Annotated in this window: 17 protein-coding genes and 1 other RNA gene; 8 read left to right on the plus strand and 10 right to left on the minus strand. The window is 67.4% G+C overall.

Features of this window, described 5'->3' with window-relative positions; translation table 11 throughout:
* Nucleotides 1–102 precede the first annotated feature (102 nt).
* The 3 genes from C507_RS20625 (at nt 103) to C507_RS0106890 (ending at nt 2,891) form a co-directional block, all read left to right on the plus strand.
* A complete protein-coding gene (locus C507_RS20625) occupies nt 103–1,977 on the plus strand; it encodes an ABC transporter transmembrane domain-containing protein (protein ID WP_018698938.1) in 1,875 nt (624 codons plus the stop codon).
* A gap of 61 nt (nt 1,978–2,038) precedes the next feature.
* Entirely contained in the window at nt 2,039–2,389 is a 351-nt protein-coding gene (locus C507_RS0106885) for an MbcA/ParS/Xre antitoxin family protein (protein WP_018698939.1), read from the plus strand.
* Nucleotides 2,361–2,891, plus strand: a complete 531-nt coding sequence (locus C507_RS0106890; protein WP_018698940.1) for an RES family NAD+ phosphorylase — start codon at nt 2,361–2,363, stop codon at nt 2,889–2,891. Before C507_RS0106885 ends, C507_RS0106890 begins: the two co-directional genes overlap by 29 nt.
* A 132-nt stretch (nt 2,892–3,023) precedes the next feature.
* Here the strand turns inward: C507_RS0106890 and C507_RS0106895 are convergent, their stop codons facing one another.
* From C507_RS0106895 to tkt, 10 genes are all read right to left on the minus strand, one after another.
* Entirely contained in the window at nt 3,024–4,046 is a 1,023-nt protein-coding gene (locus C507_RS0106895; protein WP_018698941.1) for a peptidoglycan -binding protein, read from the minus strand.
* Nucleotides 4,047–4,090: 44 nt separating this feature from the next.
* Nucleotides 4,091–5,092, minus strand: coding sequence for a flagellar motor protein MotA (locus C507_RS0106900; protein WP_026318913.1), 1,002 nt, complete (start codon nt 5,090–5,092; stop codon nt 4,091–4,093).
* Nucleotides 5,093–5,175: 83 nt separating this feature from the next.
* Nucleotides 5,176–5,985, minus strand: coding sequence for an inositol monophosphatase family protein (locus C507_RS0106905; protein ID WP_018698943.1), 810 nt, complete (start codon nt 5,983–5,985; stop codon nt 5,176–5,178).
* A gap of 54 nt (nt 5,986–6,039) precedes the next feature.
* Nucleotides 6,040–6,603, minus strand: a complete 564-nt coding sequence (gene efp, locus C507_RS0106910) for an elongation factor P (protein ID WP_026318914.1) — start codon at nt 6,601–6,603, stop codon at nt 6,040–6,042.
* Between the two features lie 144 nt (nt 6,604–6,747).
* Nucleotides 6,748–8,184 (minus strand): tetratricopeptide repeat protein, encoded by a 1,437-nt coding sequence (locus C507_RS22300; RefSeq protein WP_051089705.1) that lies wholly within the window; start codon nt 8,182–8,184, stop codon nt 6,748–6,750.
* Nucleotides 8,181–8,816: a thiamine phosphate synthase gene (locus tag C507_RS0106920; protein WP_018698945.1), complete on the minus strand. Its 636-nt coding sequence runs from the start codon at nt 8,814–8,816 to the stop codon at nt 8,181–8,183. Before C507_RS0106920 ends, C507_RS22300 begins: the two co-directional genes overlap by 4 nt.
* A 76-nt stretch (nt 8,817–8,892) precedes the next feature.
* A complete protein-coding gene (locus C507_RS0106925; RefSeq protein ID WP_018698946.1) occupies nt 8,893–9,921 on the minus strand; it encodes a class I fructose-bisphosphate aldolase in 1,029 nt (342 codons plus the stop codon).
* A gap of 113 nt (nt 9,922–10,034) precedes the next feature.
* Nucleotides 10,035–11,228 carry a phosphoglycerate kinase gene (locus C507_RS0106930; RefSeq protein WP_018698947.1) on the minus strand — a complete coding sequence of 398 codons (1,194 nt, stop codon included), beginning with the start codon at nt 11,226–11,228 and terminating at the stop codon, nt 10,035–10,037.
* Nucleotides 11,229–11,321: 93 nt separating this feature from the next.
* Nucleotides 11,322–12,329, minus strand: coding sequence for a type I glyceraldehyde-3-phosphate dehydrogenase (gene gap / locus C507_RS0106935; protein ID WP_018698948.1), 1,008 nt, complete (start codon nt 12,327–12,329; stop codon nt 11,322–11,324).
* A 107-nt stretch (nt 12,330–12,436) separates the two neighbouring features.
* Nucleotides 12,437–14,428: a transketolase gene (tkt, locus tag C507_RS0106940; RefSeq protein ID WP_040400792.1), complete on the minus strand. Its 1,992-nt coding sequence runs from the start codon at nt 14,426–14,428 to the stop codon at nt 12,437–12,439.
* A 371-nt stretch (nt 14,429–14,799) separates the two neighbouring features.
* Between tkt and C507_RS0106945 the strand changes: the two genes are divergently transcribed.
* The 5 genes from C507_RS0106945 (at nt 14,800) to C507_RS0106960 (ending at nt 17,529) form a co-directional block, all read left to right on the plus strand.
* Entirely contained in the window at nt 14,800–15,081 is a 282-nt protein-coding gene (locus C507_RS0106945; RefSeq protein WP_018698950.1) for a DUF4164 domain-containing protein, read from the plus strand.
* A gap of 212 nt (nt 15,082–15,293) precedes the next feature.
* Nucleotides 15,294–15,674, plus strand: coding sequence for a cell division protein ZapA (locus C507_RS0106950; protein ID WP_018698951.1), 381 nt, complete (start codon nt 15,294–15,296; stop codon nt 15,672–15,674).
* A 99-nt stretch (nt 15,675–15,773) separates the two neighbouring features.
* A non-coding RNA gene (ssrS, locus tag C507_RS22740) (6S RNA) lies at nt 15,774–15,933 on the plus strand.
* 185 nt (nt 15,934–16,118) lie between these two features.
* The gene (locus tag C507_RS0106955) at nt 16,119–16,700 is read left to right on the plus strand and encodes a 5-formyltetrahydrofolate cyclo-ligase (RefSeq protein WP_018698952.1); all 582 of its coding nucleotides are present in this window, start codon (nt 16,119–16,121) and stop codon (nt 16,698–16,700) included.
* Nucleotides 16,678–17,529 (plus strand): TIGR00282 family metallophosphoesterase, encoded by an 852-nt coding sequence (locus C507_RS0106960; protein ID WP_018698953.1) that lies wholly within the window; start codon nt 16,678–16,680, stop codon nt 17,527–17,529. Before C507_RS0106955 ends, C507_RS0106960 begins: the two co-directional genes overlap by 23 nt.
* The last annotated feature ends 6 nt before the right edge of the window (nt 17,530–17,535 follow it).

The following is a 17,535-nucleotide window of genomic DNA, read 5'->3' on the forward strand; positions in this document are numbered from 1 at the left end:
CAAGGGCCAGCGGACGATCGGACCCGGCATCTGCGTTGACAAGCACCAAAGGCCCGGCGCAACACCTTCGCGACAGGCCTGAACGCGGTGCGGACGGAAAAGTTGAACGACGTGGGACACAACGACAAACGGGCGGCCGGGGACACGGCCGACACGGATCGGGCGACCACGCGCGCGCGGCCGCGCTTGAAACCGCTGCGGATACTTCTTCCCTATGCCATGCGCCATCGCGGACACGTCGCCGCGGCGCTTGTCGCGCTCGTCGCTGCCTCCGCCGCCACACTGGCCCTGCCGCTCGCGGTACGCCGGATGATCGATCACGGCTTCGACCGCGCCGATTCCGCCTTCATCGACAAATATTTCATGATGCTGCTGGTGATCGTGGCCGTGCTCGCCGTTGCCAGCGCGCTGCGCTACTACTTCGTCACGTGGATCGGCGAGCGCGTCGTTGCGGACGTGCGAGCCGACGTTTTTGCCCACGTGACGCGGCTGTCACCCGCTTTCTTCGACCGAACCCTTTCCGGCGAAATCGTCTCGCGGCTGACCGCCGACACCACCCAGATCAAGGCCGCCGTCGGCGCCAGCGCCTCCATCGCGCTGCGCAATTTCTTCCTGTTCGTCGGCGCGGCCGCGATGATGGTGTTCACCAGCCCGGGGCTCTCGGCGCTGGTGCTGGTGGCGATCCCGTTCATCGTCCTGCCGCTGGTGGCCTTCGGCCGCTCGGTGCGCCGGCGCTCCAGGCTCGCCCAGGACACGCTTGCCGCGGCCTCCGCCTTTGCGACGGAGGCCATTGGCGCGGTGCGCACGCTGCAGGCCTATGTCGCAGAAGCAGCTGCCTCCCGGCGCTACGAGGCCGAGGTGGAGAGCGCCTTCCGCAACGCCCGCGCCGCCACCGCCTCGCGCGCGCTCCTGACCGGCGTGGCGATCTTCCTGATCTCTGCCAGCGTGGTGGCGGTTCTCTGGGTGGGCGCGCAGGAGGTGCTGGATGGCACCATGTCCGGCGGTACCCTGGGCCAGTTCGTGCTGTATGCCGTGCTCGCCTCCAGCGCGCTGGGCCAGCTCAGCCAGGTGTGGGGCGAGGTCGCGCAGGCTTCAGGCGCGGCGGAGCGCCTGGCCGCCCTTCTCGCCGAGCGCGCCGAGATCGCCGCACCGGCGGCACCTGCCGCGCTGCCCCGTCTGCCGCTGGGCGCAGTCCGCTTCGAGGAGGTCGGCTTCACCTATCCTTCCGGCACGGCTCTTTCGGTCCTCGACGGCTTTTCCACCACCATCGAGCCGGGCTCCACCGTCGCCATCGTCGGTCCCTCGGGCGCCGGCAAGTCCACCCTCTTCCACCTTCTGCTGCGCTTCTACGATCCGCTGTCCGGCCGCATCCTGGTGGACGGCACCGACGTCCGCACCGTCGACCCGGCGGCCGTGCGCGACCGCATCGCCATCGTCCCGCAGGACCCGACCGTGTTCGCAACGTCGATCCTGGAGAACATCCGCTTCGGCCGTCCCGATGCCAGCGAAACCGAGATCGTCGCCGCCGCCGAGGCCGCTCGGGTGGACGTCTTCGTGCGCGAGCTGCCGGAGGGCTATGCCACCCAGGTCGGCGAGCGCGGCGTGACGCTTTCGGGCGGGCAGCGCCAGCGCATCGCCATCGCCCGGGCCATCCTGAAGGATGCGCCGATCCTGCTCCTCGACGAGGCCACCAGCGCGCTCGACGCCGAGAGCGAGACCTTCGTGCAGGCCGCGCTGGAGCGGCTGATGGAGGGCCGCACGACGCTGGTGATCGCACACAGGCTCGCCACCGTGCTGGCTGCCGACCGGATCCTCGTGCTGGATGGTGGCCGCATCGTCGAGGAAGGCGACCATGCGAGCCTGGTGGCCGAGAACGGCCTCTACGCCCGCCTCGCGCGGCTCCAGTTCGACACGTCGCGGGCGGCGATGGACATTACCGAGGGCCCGACCGCCACCGCCGATCCGGCGGCGGGGTAGAGTTGCGCGCCAGAGATTCTGACGCCATATTCCGTCAAAGAAACTGGCAGGGAGGCCCGGAATGAACCTGGCCGACTATTCGGAGAACGGAATTTTCGCGCCGCGCAAGGTGGCAGTGCAATTGCGCACCTCCGCCGACGAGGTGGCGCGGACCTTGGGTCTCAGCAGGGATGCCCTGCAGCGCTCCAGCCGGGTCGAGGCACCGCGAACCCAGCGCCGCCTGCGGGAAATGCTGGAAATCCTGAACAGGGTCGAGCCGCGCTTCGGGTCAGCCCTTGTCGCCTATGCCTGGTACCGTTCGGAGCCCCTGCCCGGATTCGGCGGCCAGACCCCGATGCAGCTCGTTCGCGATGGCCGGGCCGACGAGGTAATGGCGGTCATCGATGCCGTGGACGCCGGTGTCTTCGCCTGAGCGCGTATCCTTCCGGGGCCTTCTCTATCGCAATCTGAACCCGATCTATGCGCGGGACCCGCTTTCCGGCCGGGGCGCGGCTCTCCATGGCGGCCGGTTCAATCGGCGCGGGACCGCTGCTCTTTACACATCGCTGTCGCCGGAAGGCGCCATTCGCGAGGCCAATCAGGTCGGAACCCTGCAGCCCACGACGCTCGTCGCCTACCGTGCCGAGATCGGTGCGGTCTTCGATGCCACGTCGGTCCGGTCGCTGGCCGCTTGGTCGCTCACTCCATCGGACCTCGCCGATCCCGGCTGGCGCGAGCGCATGGCGACCCAACAGCCCGTGCCGACACAGGAGTTCGCGGCAGCGCTCGCCACGGCCGGATTTGCGGGGCTCGTCGTCCCAAGCTACGCGCGCGGAGCCGCACCTGAGGCCGTTAATCTCGTGCTTCTGCGTTGGAATACCGGAGACGATGATCGGCTTGAGGCGGTCGACGACGAGGGCCGCCTGTCGCGGTAGACACACCGCCCCCGCGAAGACGACTCCTCGCAAATCCCGGACGGAAAACCGCAAGAGCACTTTTCCTGCGATTGGCTTCTTAAACCGCAATCGCGGACGGAAAACCGCAAGAGCACTTTTCCTGCGATTGCTCTAACGCTCGGTCAGCTTGAGCTCGATGCGGCGGTTCTGGTCGTAGGCTTCCGGCGTGTTGCCGTCCACCAGTGGCTGGAACTCACCGAAGCCGGCCGCCACCAGCCGGTCGGGAGAAACGCCCTGCGAGATCAGATACTTCACCACGGAGATGGCGCGTGCGGCCGACAGCTCCCAGTTGGAGGCGAAGCGGCCACCGGTCACGGGTCGCGCGTCGGTGTGGCCGTCGACCCGGAGCACCCAGTCGATATCGTCGGGAATCTCGCTGCCGAGCTCGATCAACTGTGCGGCCAGCGTATCGAGCTCCGCCTGACCTTCCGGCGCAAGCTCGTCGGAGGCGGTGGGGAAGAGCACCTCGGACTGGAAGACGAAACGGTCCCCGACAACCTTGATGTTGGAGCGGTCGGACAGAAGCTGCCGCAGCCGGCCGAAGAAATCGGACCGGTAGCGCGACAGTTCCTGCACACGCTGGGCAAGCGCGACGTTGAGGCGTCGACCGAGGTCGGCGATCTTCGTTTGGCTTTCCTGATCGCGGCTTTCAGACGCCGCGAGCGCGTTTTCCAGCGCCGCGATCTGGCGGCGCAGTGCCGTGAGCTGCTGGTTGAGAAGCTCCACCCGGGCAAGTGCCTGCTGGCTGAGCTGTTGCTCGTCGGCGAGCTGGGACTGGAGGTCGCTGACGCCGAGCCCCTCGCCATCTGCCCTGAGCGACGCGATGCGACCGGAAAGCGTGTCGCGCTCCTGCTCCACGTCCTCCAGGGAGGCCTGCAGAACGGCAAGCTGGTCCTCGAGCCCGCCGGTGTTGGCGCGCTCGAGCGCGAGCAGGTTGGTGAGCTCGGCGATCTGGGCATTCAGACGGGTGAGCGCGGTGTCCTTGCCGGAAATCTGCTGGCTGAGAAAGAACTGGGCCAGCATGAAGATGGACAAGAGAAAGATGATGACGAGCAGGAGCGTCGCCATCGCGTCGACGAAGCCCGGCCAGTAGTCCGGCCTCTGCGGGCGGCGGCGGGCGGCACTGAGCGGCATCGGTCACGATCCTCGCTGTTGGCGGTCGACGGGGGCGCCCAGACTCAGCGCTCTTCCTGTTCAAGCGCCGTGTTGAGGCGCTGCAGGAGCTTCTCGATGCGGGCATTCTGCTCCGACTGGGCTTCCGCCCACTCGCGCATCAGCTTCTGTTCGCTTCGCAGATGGTTCACCAGCCCCTGAATGCCATCGGCAAGGTTGGTCATCGCCTGACTGGCCGGCGGCGAAGCGGAGGCACCGCTCTCCTTCACCGTCCTGTTAAGGCGCTCGATGGCCTGCTGCAGAGCCTGGGTCTGTACGGCTGCAGGCGCAGGGCTGCCGTCACTGGTCCGAGCGACGTCGATCTCCGTGACGGAGGACAGCCAGTCCTCAAGACCCGTGTAGAAGCGATTCTGTGCCTGGCCCGCCTGCAGGTCGAGAAAGCCGAGAATCAGCGACCCGGTCAGACCGAAGAGCGACGAGGAAAAGGCCGTGCCCATGCCGGAGAGAGGCGCTTCGAGCCCGGCCTTGAGATCCTGGAAGACGACGGCGGCATCACCCGAACCGACGTCGAGATTCTGGATCGTGCCGCCGACGGAGCTCACCGTCTGCAGAAGGCCCCAAAAGGTGCCGAGCAGACCGAGAAAAACGAGAAGACCGGTCAGGTAGCGGCTGATTTCGCGGGCCTCGTCCAGACGCGTTCCGATCGTATCGAGGATGGAGCGCGTGGCGGTGGGGCTGAGATACTCGTCTTCCTCCCGCCCCGTCAGAAGCGCCGCCATCGGGGCAAGCAGCGCCGGCGCACGGCGCTCGTCGGCCCGGCCGACGCGGTAGTGGTTGACCCAGTTTGCTTCCGGGTAAAGCCGGATCACCTGGCGGAAGGTCAGCGCGATGCCGATCACGCCCACGCCGATGATCAGACCGTTGAGGCCGGGATTGCTCATGAAGGCGGTTGCAATCGGCCGATACAGGATCAGGCCGACGAATGCCGCAATCAGGAGGAAGATGACCATCCGCACGAGATAGACGTGCGGGCTCGACAGTCGATACGGGTCTCGGTTTCGCGCCATCAATCAGCTGCCTTGCACTGCAACCGTCAGGAATAGACGGTTTGCCGCCGAAAACGAACCTGTGATTTCGACCGTCCCCGGCTTCATCTTCCGACTGAGTTCGGTCGCGCCTTGCGCACCAGCGCGAGTAGATCGCGCTGGATCATCTCGTTGCCGGCGACGATCGTGCCGGTGTCGAAAATGCGATCCCGCCCGTCGAGATCGGAGACGAAGCCGCCGGCTTCCTTCACCATCAAGATGCCCGCCGCCATGTCCCACGGCGAAAGATCGCTCTCCCAGTAGGCGTCGTAGCGGCCGGCAGCGGTCCAGGCGAGATCCAGGGAGGCGGCGCCGGCACGGCGGATACCGGAGACCTCCCCCATCACCGACTTGAGCTCGGCGAGGAAGCCCGCGTGATCGCCGCGGCCCAGATGCGGCACGCCGGTGGCGATGACCGCGTCGTGAATGTCGCGGCGCGCGGAGACCCGCAGTCGCCGGTCGTTGACGAACGCGCCCCGCCCCTTCTCGGCGACGAAAAGCTCGTCGGTCACCGGATTGAGGATCACGCCGGCCATGATCTGCCCCTGGCGCTCCAGCGCGATGGAGATCGCGAACAGCGGTATGGAGTGCAGGAAATTGGTGGTGCCATCGAGCGGATCGACGATCCAGCGGTGCTGGTCGTCGGAGCCGGGATGGGCACCGGATTCCTCCATCAGGAAGCCGTAGCCCGGCCGAGCCTTTTCCAGCTCGGTCCGGATGATGTCCTCGGCTCGGCGATCGGCGGCGGAGACGAAATCGCCGGGCCCCTTGCGCGACACCTGAAGGTTTTCGACCTCGCCGAAATCGCGCGCGAGCGCGCGGCCAGCCTTCATTGCGGCCGACACCATGACGTTGAGGATCGCCGAGCGGGCCATCGCGGTCTACCTGTTGTCTCTTTGGCTAAACTGCGGGGTGATTTGCGCGGCCGGTCAGTCGGCGCGACGAACGTAGGTGATCTCGCCGGTGTCGACGATGATCCGCTCGCCAGCTTCGATGAACGGCGGCACCATGACCTTGATGCCGTTTTCCATCACCGCCGGCTTGTAGGACGACGAGGCCGTCTGTCCCTTCACCACGGCATCAGCCTCGGCGATCTCCAGCGTCACGTGCTGCGGCAGCGTGATGCCGATCGGCTTCTCCTCGTACATCTCCACCGTCACCGTCATGCCGTCCTGCAGGAAGGCGGTGCGCTCTCCGACGAAGTCGGTGGAAAGCTCGATCTGCTCGTAGGTATCGGTGTCCATGAAGACGAGGTTGTCGCCCTCGGCATAGAGATACTGGAAATCCTTCTGCTCCAGGCGCACCCGCTCGATCGTGTCGGCAGAGCGGAACCGCTCGTTGAGCTTGCGGCCATCGAGAAGGTTCTTGAGTTCCACCTGGGCGAAGGCGCCGCCCTTGCCGGGCTTCACGTGCTGCACCTTGACCGCCGCCCAGAGAGAACTCTGGTGCTCGATCACGTTACCGGGGCGGATTTCGTTGCCGTTGATCTTCATGCAGTGAGCCTTGTCGAAGATGAAATGCGCGCCATCGCCCGTCGATGAGGCGGCGTCGGACGCGCGAAGAAAGCAGAAGCCGTGGCCTCTGGACCACAAAGCTCTCGCCAATTCAAGGGTAAACGGCGGCGCAGCCCGCCGGTTTCAGCCGTTCCACCAGGTGCGCGCGCGCCGGCGGGCCTCGGCCCGGTCCTCGTCCGGCTGGGCTTCCATGTAGCTGTCCAGCCAGATATCGGAGAGGCCGCGCGAGCGAGCGATCAGGTGCCACTTGATGGCCTCGATCTTGTCGAGTTCGACACCCCGCCCGTTGGCGTAGAGGCGCGCCAGCCGGTTCATGGCGACGGGGTTGCCCGAATGGGCGGCGCGCTCGAACCACGCGGCCGCGACCCGCTCGTTGGCGAGCGTCCCGACACCCTTGAAGAGGCGAATGGCGTACTCGACCTGGGCCGGCACATTCCCGCCCTCGGCCGCCTCCAGCAGCAGGGCCGTCGCCCGCCGGTCGTCCGGGACGACACCCTCGCCCGCGTCGTAGAGGAGCGCCAGCGCATAGGTGGCATCGGCGTTGCGCGCGTCCGAGGAGGTCTGCAGCAGCTTAGCAGCGGCCTGCGCGTCGCGTTCGAGCCCGCCGCTGCCTTCCAGTGTCAGGATCGCCAGATTGTAGGCCGCATCGGGATTGCCGGCGTCGGCGGCCATCCGGAACAGCTTCGCCGCCTCCGCCTTGTCCTGTTCCACGCCGTCGCCAGCCAGGTAGAGAAGGGCAAGCCGGTAGCTGGCCGCCGTGTCGCCCTGATCGGAGGCCAGACGAAACCAGTCAGCCGCCGCTGCGTAGTCCCGCCCGATCGCCCGGCCATCCTCCATGAGGACGCCCATCAGCGTCTGTGCCGTGGGTTCTCCGGCTTCGGCCCGGTACAGGGCGTAGGACAGGGACGTCAGAAAGAAGCCGCGCTGGTAGGCCCCGAAGGCGCGGTCGACGCCGGGCTCCGCCGCGAGCCTCACGGCCGAGACCGGCTCGCCCTCGAGGGGCGCCAGTTCTTCCGCGCCACCATTCTGTGCTGGGTCGTCACCGTTCTCCGAAAGACCCTCGCCTTCCGCGGCTTCGGTCTCCGGCTCGGCGTCCGCCGCGGCTTCGTCGGGGGCCGTCCCGGGCTCGGACGATGCCTCGGCTTCGGCGCCGGACTGATCGTCCCGGTCGGACAGACCAGCCGTTTCGTCGGTATCCGCCGCTTCGTCTCCGACGTCCGTCTGCTCCTCATCGGCGGCGGGAACGACCGCCTCCTCCAGCGCCTTCATATAGGGACCGACGGTCACCAGGCCGGGGCGGTCGCGCGGCGGCATGCGCGGCGGGAAGGCAATGGCACTCGGCAGGGTCCGGCGGTTGCTCTGGGGACCCACGTCCAGGGTCAGGTCGCGCCCTTCCACCGCCTCCGACGGTGCGGCGAACGGAATGGCGGGGCCGCCGAGCAGGTCGGTGAGCGGGACCTGTTTGCCGGGCCCAATGGAACCGGGCGCCGCCGTCTGGGCGGAGGCAGGGACGGCCCACGCCAGTGCGACAAGGAGGAGAGAAGGAAGGATCGGCCTCATGCCGTCGCAAGACCCTGGTCGATGAGGGCATTGGCGCGCGCCACCACCGCGGCGGGCCCGTCCGGATCGCGCCAGACGGCATCGCGCAGGGCAACGAACTCCACGCCGGAGGCAGCAAGGTCGGATATGTCGGCCATCTCGGTGCCGACCAGCACCACGGCCGGGATCTCGAAGACCTGCGCCCACCAAGTGGCCATGTCGAAGGCGGCAGGTTCGGTGGGACCATCGTCCGGCCGGTCGAGGCGCCCGAAGAAGATGTAGTCGGGGCCGGTTTCGCCAATTACCATTGCATCGTGGCGCGTCGCCGCCCCGCCGGCACCGACGATGCCGTTGGGCGAAAAGCGCTCCATGGCCGCCTCGACATCGTCGAGACCACCGTCCACGTGGACGCCATCGGCATGAGCGCGGCCCACCAGACGGCTGTCGCCACGCACCAGAGCGGCCGCGCCGGCCTTCTGGGCACTTGCAACGAGAGCCGAAACGGAGGCCTGAACGTCGCCGGGCTCGACGCCATCGGCATCGATGACCACCGCGGCAACGTCGCCGCCGGTCAGGGCGGCGTCGAGGCGTGCGGCGTCGACCGCATCAGGGCCGAGCGCGGGCACGAAGAGGACGAGGCGGGTGCGATCCATGGACCGTTCCTTCCTCGACATTCATGGCGAGGTGGTGGCGGCGCCCCGGATCGGATCGCCGCAGGCCTAATTTTGCTTACGCGGCGGACTTTTCCTGGTCGGCGGACCAGGTGCCACGAGCGGCGAGGGAGTTCATCTTGGCGCGGTGCGTGAAGGCGCGCTGCGCGGCCGCAACGTTTTCCGGCTTGCCGCCCCACGCCTTGATCGCCGCAGCCTGGAGGGCTCGACCGTAGGAGAAGGTCAGCTTCCACGGCAGACCGCCCATGGCGTTCATCAGCGACAGGTGCTTCGTGGCGTCCTCGTCCGACTGGCCACCCGACAGGAAGGCGATGCCCGCGACTGCCGACGGCACGCAGGCCTTCAGCACCTTCACGGTCTTCTCGGCCACCTCTTCGGCCGACGCCTGGGTCGGGCACTGCTGGCCGGCGATCACCATGTTCGGCTTCAAAATCGTGCCCTCGAGCGAGACGTTCGCCGTGTAGAGCTCGTCGAAGAGCGTATTGAGCGCCCACTGGGTGACGTCGTAGCAGCGGTCGATCGTGTGATTGGCCTCCGGGCCATCCATGATGACTTCCGGCTCGACGATCGGAACGATGCCTGCTTCCTGACAGAGGGCGGCGTAGCGGGCCAGCGCGTGAGCGTTGGCGTGGATCGCGTTCCAGGTCGGCGTCGTGTCGGAGATCTCGATGACGGCGCGCCACTTGGCGAAGCGCGCGCCGAGCTCATAATACTCGTTGAGACGCTCGCGGAGGCCGTCGAGGCCCTCGGTCACCTTTTCGCTCGAGAGCGCCATCGGCTTGGCGCCCATGTCGACCTTGATGCCGGGGACCGAGCCGGCGGCCTTGAGGAGATCGACGAGCGGCGTGCCGTCGGCAGCCTTCTGGCGAATGGTCTCATCATAAAGGATGACGCCGGAGATATAGTTCTCCATTGCCTCGGTCGACCGGAAGAGGAGCTCGCGATAATCGCGGCGGGCATCTTCAGTCGAGGTCAGGCCGATGGTGTCGAAGCGCTTCTTGATCGTGCCGGAGCTCTCGTCGGCGGCCAGGATCCCCTGCCCGTCACGCATCATCGCAGCCGCAATATCCTCGAGACGTTCGCTCATCGGTCCATCCTCCATCGTCTGTTCACGGGTCGGGCGCGCCTCGCGCCTCGGGAGCCCGGCGACGGTTCCGCGCCGGGCCAAAATCCAGTGTGCCTCGGTCCGCTGCGCGGGGCTTACTTCTTCAACGCTTCGACACCGGGAAGCGCCTTGCCTTCCAGCCACTCCAGGAAGGCGCCGCCGGCCATCGACACGTAGGTCATTTTCTCGGCGACGCCGGCATGGTGCAAGGCCGACAGGGTGTCGCCGCCGCCGGCGATCGAGGTGAGCTTGCCCGCCTGGGTCAGTTCGGCGGCATGCTGCGCGACCTCGACGGTGGCGCGGTCGAACGGCGACACCTCGAAGGCGCCAAGCGGGCCGTTCCACAGGAGCGTCTTGGCGGTTCCGATCTCGGCCTTAACGGTATCGACGGAGTGCGGGCCGAGATCGAGGATCATGGCGTCCTCGTCCATGGCGTCGAGGCCGACGGCCCAGCTCTCGGCACCGTCCTTGAACTCGCGCGCCACGGTCGCGTCCTTCGGCAGCACGATGGCGCAGCCCGTCTCCTCGCCGCGCAGCACGATGCGCCGGGCGAGATCGGCCTGTTCCGGCTCGTAGAGCGAGCGGCCGACATCGCCACCGTGAGCCGCCACGAAGGTGTTGGCCATGGCGCCGCCGATGACGATCGCGTCCATCTTCTCGCAGAGATTTTCCAGGAGCGCGATCTTGGTCGACACCTTGGCGCCGCCCACAATGGCGACCACCGGACGCTGCGGCTTCTCCAGCGCCTTGGTCAGCGCGGCGATCTCCGCCTCCATGGCGCGGCCGGCATAGCTCGGCAACTTGCGGGCGAGGCCCTCGGTGGAGGCATGGGCGCGGTGAGCGGCGGAGAAGGCGTCGTTGACGAACACGTCGCCGTTCTCGGCGAGCGCGTCCACGAAGGCGGGGTCGTTCGTCTCCTCGCCGGCGTGGAAGCGGGTGTTTTCCAGGAGCAGGATCTCGCCGGGGACCATGTTGTCGATGGCCGCCTTCACGTCGGCTCCGATGCAGTCGTCGACGAAGCCGACCGGCTTGCCGAGCACCCGCGCCGCCGTCTCGACGATGGGCTTGAGGGACTCCGTCTCGACGCGCTTGCCCTTGGGCCGGCCGAAGTGCGCCAGCACAATGACCTTGGCGCCCTTCTCCGACAGCTCGGCGATCGTCGGCGCGGCGCCCTCGATGCGGCTTGTGTCGGTGACGCTGCCGTCCCGGACGGGAACGTTGAAATCGACGCGGGTCAGAACCCGCTTCTCGGAAATTTCGGCGTCGTCGAGGGTCCTGATGTCGGTCATTCTGGCTCGATGTGATCGGTCTTCTTGATGGGCCCGGCGGCGCCCCTTGAGGCGCCGCCGAAGCGGGCTCGGGTCGTCAGGCCAGGCGAAGCCCTAGATCAGCTTCGCCATGGCGACAGCGGTGTCGCTCATCCGGTTGGAGAAGCCCCACTCGTTGTCGTACCAGCTCATCACGCGCACCAGGGTACCGTCCATGACCTTGGTGTCGGACAGATGCACCGTCGACGACGCCGGGTCGTGGTTGAAGTCGATGGAGACCAGCGGCTCGTCGGTAACGCAGAGGATGTTGGCAAGCTTGCCGCCGGCGGCCGCACGGAAGGCCTCGTTGACCTCCTCGACGGTCGTGGCGCGCTTGGCGACGAACTTGAAATCGATCACCGAGACGTTCGGCGTCGGCACGCGGATCGACACGCCGTCGAGCTTGCCGTTCAGGTCCGGCAGCACGAGACCGACGGCCTTCGCGGCACCGGTGGAGGTCGGGATCATCGACATCGCGGCGGCACGGGCCCGGTAGAGGTCCTTGTGCATGGTGTCCAGCGTCGGCTGGTCGCCGGTGTAGGAGTGGATCGTCGTCATGAAGCCTTTGTCGATGCCGATGGTCTCGTGCATGACGGCGGCGACGGGCGCCAGGCAGTTGGTGGTGCAGGACGCGTTGGAGACGACGAGATCGTCCTTGGTCAGCGTCTCGTGATTGACGCCGTAGACGATGGTCTTGTCGGCGCCGGAGGACGGTGCGGAGACCAGCACGCGCTTGGAGCCGTTCTCCAGGTGGATCGCGGCCTTGTCGCGGGCGGTGAAGATGCCGGTGCACTCGAGCGCCACGTCGACGCCGAGATCGCCCCACGGCAGCGCCTTCGGATCGCGCTCGGCCGTCACCTTGATCGGGCCCTTGCCGACGTCGATCGTGTCGCCGTCGACCTTAACGGTCGCCGGGAACTTACCGTGCACGGAATCGTGGCGCAGAAGGTGGGCATTGGTTTCCACCGGCCCGAGATCGTTCACGGCGACGACCTCGATGTCGGTGCGCCCCGACTCAATGATGGCGCGCAGCACGTTGCGGCCGATGCGGCCGAACCCGTTGATGGCGACGCGTACGGTCATGACGTCTTCTCACCTCGTCTTCTTGTCAAATAACACCGGATGCTTTCGTGGGGCTGTGATGCATCCGATTTCGCGAGAGGGAAAGTCAAAACTTGCTCAAAAGGTCCCTACTCGGCGCCCAGACGGGCCTTGACCTCCGCCACGACCGCTTCCGCGGTGATGCCGAAGTGCTGATAGAGTTCCTCGTACGGAGCGCTGGCACCGAAGCCGGACATGCCGATGAAGGCGCCGTCCGACCCGATCAGCCGGTCCCAGCCCATGCGCACGGCAGCCTCGATGCCGACCTTGACCGGAGCCGTTCCGATCGTTTCCTGCCGGTAGTCGGCCGACTGGCGCTCGAACAGCTCGAACGATGGCACGGACACCACGCGGGTCGCGATGCCTTCCATGTCGAGCAGGCTCTTGGCGCGCACGGCAATGCCCACTTCCGAGCCGGTCGCGAACAGCGAGACGGCGGCCTCGCCGTTGGCCTCGGCCATCTCGTAGGCCCCGCGCTTCGACAGGTTGCCGTGGGTGTCTTCCAGCCGCAGCGGCTCGCAGTTCTGGCGGGTGAGGGCCAGAAGCGTCGGACCGGATGACCGCTCCAGGGCGATTTCCCAGGCTTCCGCGGTCTCCATGGCGTCGGCCGGGCGAAGCACGACCAGGTTCGGGATCGCGCGCAGTGCGGCCAGGTGCTCCACCGGCTGGTGGGTCGGGCCGTCTTCGCCGAGACCGATGGAATCGTGCGTCATCACGTAGATGGAGCGCACACCCATGAGGGCGGCGAGCCGGATCGCCGGGCGGCAGTAGTCGGAGAAGACCAGGAAGGTGCCACCGTAGGGAATGACGCCGCCGTGCAGCGCCATGCCATTCATGGCCGCGGCCATGCCGTGTTCACGCACACCCCAGTGAACGTACCGACCGCCAAAATGACCGGCCGAGATCACGCCCATGGACTTGGTCTTGGTGTTGTTGGAACCGGTGAGGTCGGCCGAGCCGCCGACCGTCTCCGGCACCTCGGCGTTGACCGTCTCCAGCACCATCTCGGACGCCTTGCGCGTGGCCATGGTCGGCCGGTCGCTGGCGATGGTGGCGCGCAGGGCGCTCATGGCCTCGGAGAAGCCGGCCGGAAGATCGCCGCGAATGCGACGGTCGAAGTCGGCGCGCAGTTCCGGGTCGAGGGCCTGGTAGTGCTTTTCCCACTCCTTGCGGGCGCTGCCGGAGCGCAGGCCGGCAATCCGCCACGCGTCGCGCACGTCCGCCGGAATATCGAAGGGCTCGGCCTTCCAGTCGAATCCGTCGCGCGTCGCGGCAGCTTCGGCTGCGCCCAGCGGCGACCCGTGGGAGGCTGAGGTTCCGGCCTTGTTGGGCGATCCGAAGCCGATGACCGTCCGGCACGCGATCAGGGTCGGCCGATCGCTCGCCTGGGCGGCGACGAGAGCGGCCTGGACGTCCTCCGGGCTGTGGCCATCGATCCGGACCGCAGCCCAGCCGGCGGCCTCGAACCGCTTCAGCGCGTCGCCAGACTCCGAGAGGTCCAGCTTGCCGTCGATGGAGATGCCGTTGTCGTCGTACAGGACGATCAGCTTGTTGAGCTTCAGGTGACCGGCGATGGAGATGGCCTCGTGGCTGATGCCCTCCATGAGGTCGCCGTCGGACGCCAGAACGTAGGTGAAGTGATCGACAAGCTCGTCGCCGAACCGGGCATTCATCAGGCGCTCGGCCAGCGCCATGCCGACGGCGGTGGAGAGCCCCTGACCGAGCGGGCCGGTGGTGGTTTCGATACCGGCACCGTGGCCGAACTCCGGATGGCCCGCGGCGCGCGATCCGAGCTGACGGAAGCGCTTCAGCTCCTCGGTGGGGAAATCCTCGTAGCCGAGAAGATGCAGGACCGAGTAGAGCAGCATCGAGCCGTGACCGGCGGACAGCACGAAGCGGTCGCGATCGGGCCAGTCGGGCTGGCTGGGATCGACCTTGATGACGGACGAGAACAGCACGGTCGCGACGTCAGCCGCGCCCATCGGCATGCCGGGGTGGCCGGACTTCGCCGCCTCGACGGCGTCGATCGCAAGGACGCGGATCGCATTGGCCATCGCAGTGTGTTTGTCGAGGTCGATCATCATGAACTCCGCCGCGTCCCTGAACCCTCAATCACGAGTGGCCGGGCACCTACGCTTTGGTCTGTGGGAACGTGAAACTGCCGCTCGGCTGGACACCAGGCCGCCCGAGCGCACCGGTCGCAGTCTTCGGAACGGCGCCGTTCAATACCAAGTCGCGGACACGAGTCAACGCACCGCCCCTCGCCGCGGCTTCGCAGCGCACCATGGTCCGGCACCGCCGGTGGACACAAGCGGCGCGCGGCTTGATCTTCTGTCGAAGCGATGCGAGGACAGCACGCCGTCCGCCAGCGGCTTCGTGCAGAACTGGATGCGCGAAGCGAAAGCGGCTGATATGGCTATCGAATCGGGATCGTTCAGGACCTTCACCCGCCATGGCGGAACGGCCGGCCGTTGATGAGGCTTTCGACAGGTTGCTGACCGCGCTGGACCGGCTGGAAGCGGCCGTGAACCGGCGCGTTGATGCCGATCGCGATCTTGGCACGCTGGAGGACGAGGTCCAGCGTCTGACGGAGGACCGCTCCGATCTCGCCGGGTCGCTGGACCGGGCGGAAGCCCGCGCCACCCGGCTCGAAGACACCAACCGCGAGGTCTCCCGGCGGCTCGTGACGGTGATGGAAACCGTGCGGACGGTCCTCGACAAGCACGACGGCTGATCGCTCACGGCGATCGACGCGGATCCTGCGCGGCATCCGATTTCCGAAGAAATGCCCGTTTTCCGGGACTCCCCTTTATCTCTGCGCCCGCACGCCTTACCTAACGGCGAGGAAAAGCTGCGTCACGCCAATCGCTTGGCGCTTTGCCGGGCCGCCGGGGACACTCCGCGGCCCGAGACCGCCCGCATCGCGGGCCGCAAGAAGGACTGCCCATGTCCCACATCACCGTGACCATCAACGGCCGCAATTACCGCATGGCATGCGACGACGGCGAGGAAGAGCGGCTGTCCGCCCTGGCCGAGCGCTTCGACGGCGCCATCGAGGAGCTGCGCGGTGCCTTCGGCGAGATCGGGGATCAGCGGCTCACCGTGATGGCCGGAATTCGCATCACCGATTCGCTCATGGAGGCCGAGCGCCGCATTGTCGCGCTGACCGCCGAGAATCAGAGCCTGAAGGAAGCGCGCGACGCCGTGGTCCAGCATCAGTACGACCGGGAAGTCGAGATTGCGGCCCGGGTCGGAGAAGCGGCCGATTCCATCGACGGCTTTGCCCGGAGCCTCAACGACAGCGTTCGCACCGACCGCGAATCCTGACCCGTTCGACGCGTCGGCGCATCGTCGGCGGGCAGCCCTGCGAAATAGATCGCATGCCCCCTTCGCGCGGCGCGGGCAGCATCCTATATTGGCCTTCAGGCGACACTGCGCGGTTCGACCGGAGACACGTATCCCCGGGGCCTTATCGATCCTAACGGGAGCTGTCCCTGTCCCGGCCCGTGGGCTGGGACAAAACGGCGCCCACCTACCGCTGTAGGTTTCCCGGGATCGATTCCTCCGACGGCCGATGCGGTTCGCCCACCGATTTTCGTCCCGCCTGGGCGGCCGATGCGCGCCGCCTTCGGTTCTTCGCGCGACGCCGCTCGCAGGTTTGCCCCGCCGCACCGGCGGCCGCGAGGGCGCCGCCCCACCGCAGACCCGCGAGACACCTCCCCCGTGCCCTCCCTCTCTTCGCCGAACGAGACCGTCCGTCGGAAGTCCGCGATGCGCGCCGAAGTCGCCGCGCGGCGCGCGGCCCTCTCCCCCGCCGAACGGGAAGCCGCCGCCAACACGCTGATCGACCAGATCCCGGACCTCGACTTTCCCCGCCCCCCGAGCCTGGTCGCCGGCTTCTGGCCCATCCGCGACGAGATCGACATCCGTCCGCTAATGGCCGCGCTGAGAGCCGGCGGGCACCGTATCGCGCTGCCGGTCGTCGGAAAGGACGGCCTGACCTTTCGCGAATGGGAAGACGGTGAGACACTCGTTCCCGCGCCGTTCGGCACGTCGGAACCGGGTCCGGATGCCGCCGTGTGCGATCCCCCCATCCTGCTTGTTCCGCTTCTCGCCTTCGACCGGGAGGGCCGACGTCTGGGCTATGGCAAGGGTCACTATGACGGCGCCATTGAACGGCTTTCCGCTCTCGGCCCGGTCCAGACGGTGGGCGTTGCCTTCGCCACCCAGGAGGTGGACGAGGTTCCCGTCGAGGCGCACGACCGCCGCCTCGACGCCGTGCTGACCGAAGCCGGCCTTCTGCGGTTCACCCCCCTTTCCGGAGATGTCGATGCGCGTTCTGTTCCTGGGTGACGTGGTCGGGCGTGCCGGCCGCACGGCGGTCGAGGACATGCTGCCCGCGATCGTCGCCGAAGGACGGCTCGACTTCGTCGCCATCAACGGCGAGAACGCCGCCGGCGGCTTCGGCATCACCGAAGCCATCTGCCAGGACCTGCTGGACGCCGGCGCCGATGCTGTCACCCTGGGCAACCATTCATGGGATCAGCGCGAGGCTCTCGTCTTCATCGAGCGCCAGCCTCGGCTGATCCGGCCGGCAAACTACCCGGCGGGAACACCCGGGCGCGGGGCCGACATCTTTACGGCGGCGAACGGCGCGCGCGTGCTGGTCTGCAACCTGATGGGGCGGATCTTCATGGATCCGCTGGACGACCCGTTCGCGTCCATCGACCGCATTCTCGACGGGCTGACGCTGGGACGCGACGTGGACGCGATCATCATCGACGTGCACGCCGAAGCGACGTCGGAGAAGCAGGGCCTGGCCCACTATGTCGATGGCCGTGCCAGCCTCGTCGTCGGAACCCATACCCACGTCCCGACCGCCGACCACCGGGTGCTGCCCGGCGGCACCGGCTTCATGACCGACATCGGCATGTGCGGCGCCTACGATTCCGTCATCGGCATGGACAAGGAGGAACCGATCAGCCGGTTTCTGCGCAAGATCCCGCAGACGCGCTTCTCCGCCGCCGCCGGCCCGGCGACACTGTCCGGCGTTGCGGTGGAGCTGGACGAGGCGACGGGACTGGCGACCGCGATCGAACCGCTACGCATCGGCGGCGATCTCGCACCGGCGTGGCCATCGTTCCTGGGCGAGATGCCGTCCGGCCTCGACGCAGGCGACTGAACCCTT

The organism is Amorphus coralli DSM 19760 (genome assembly GCF_000374525.1).
Lineage (GTDB): Bacteria > Pseudomonadota > Alphaproteobacteria > Rhizobiales > Amorphaceae > Amorphus > Amorphus coralli.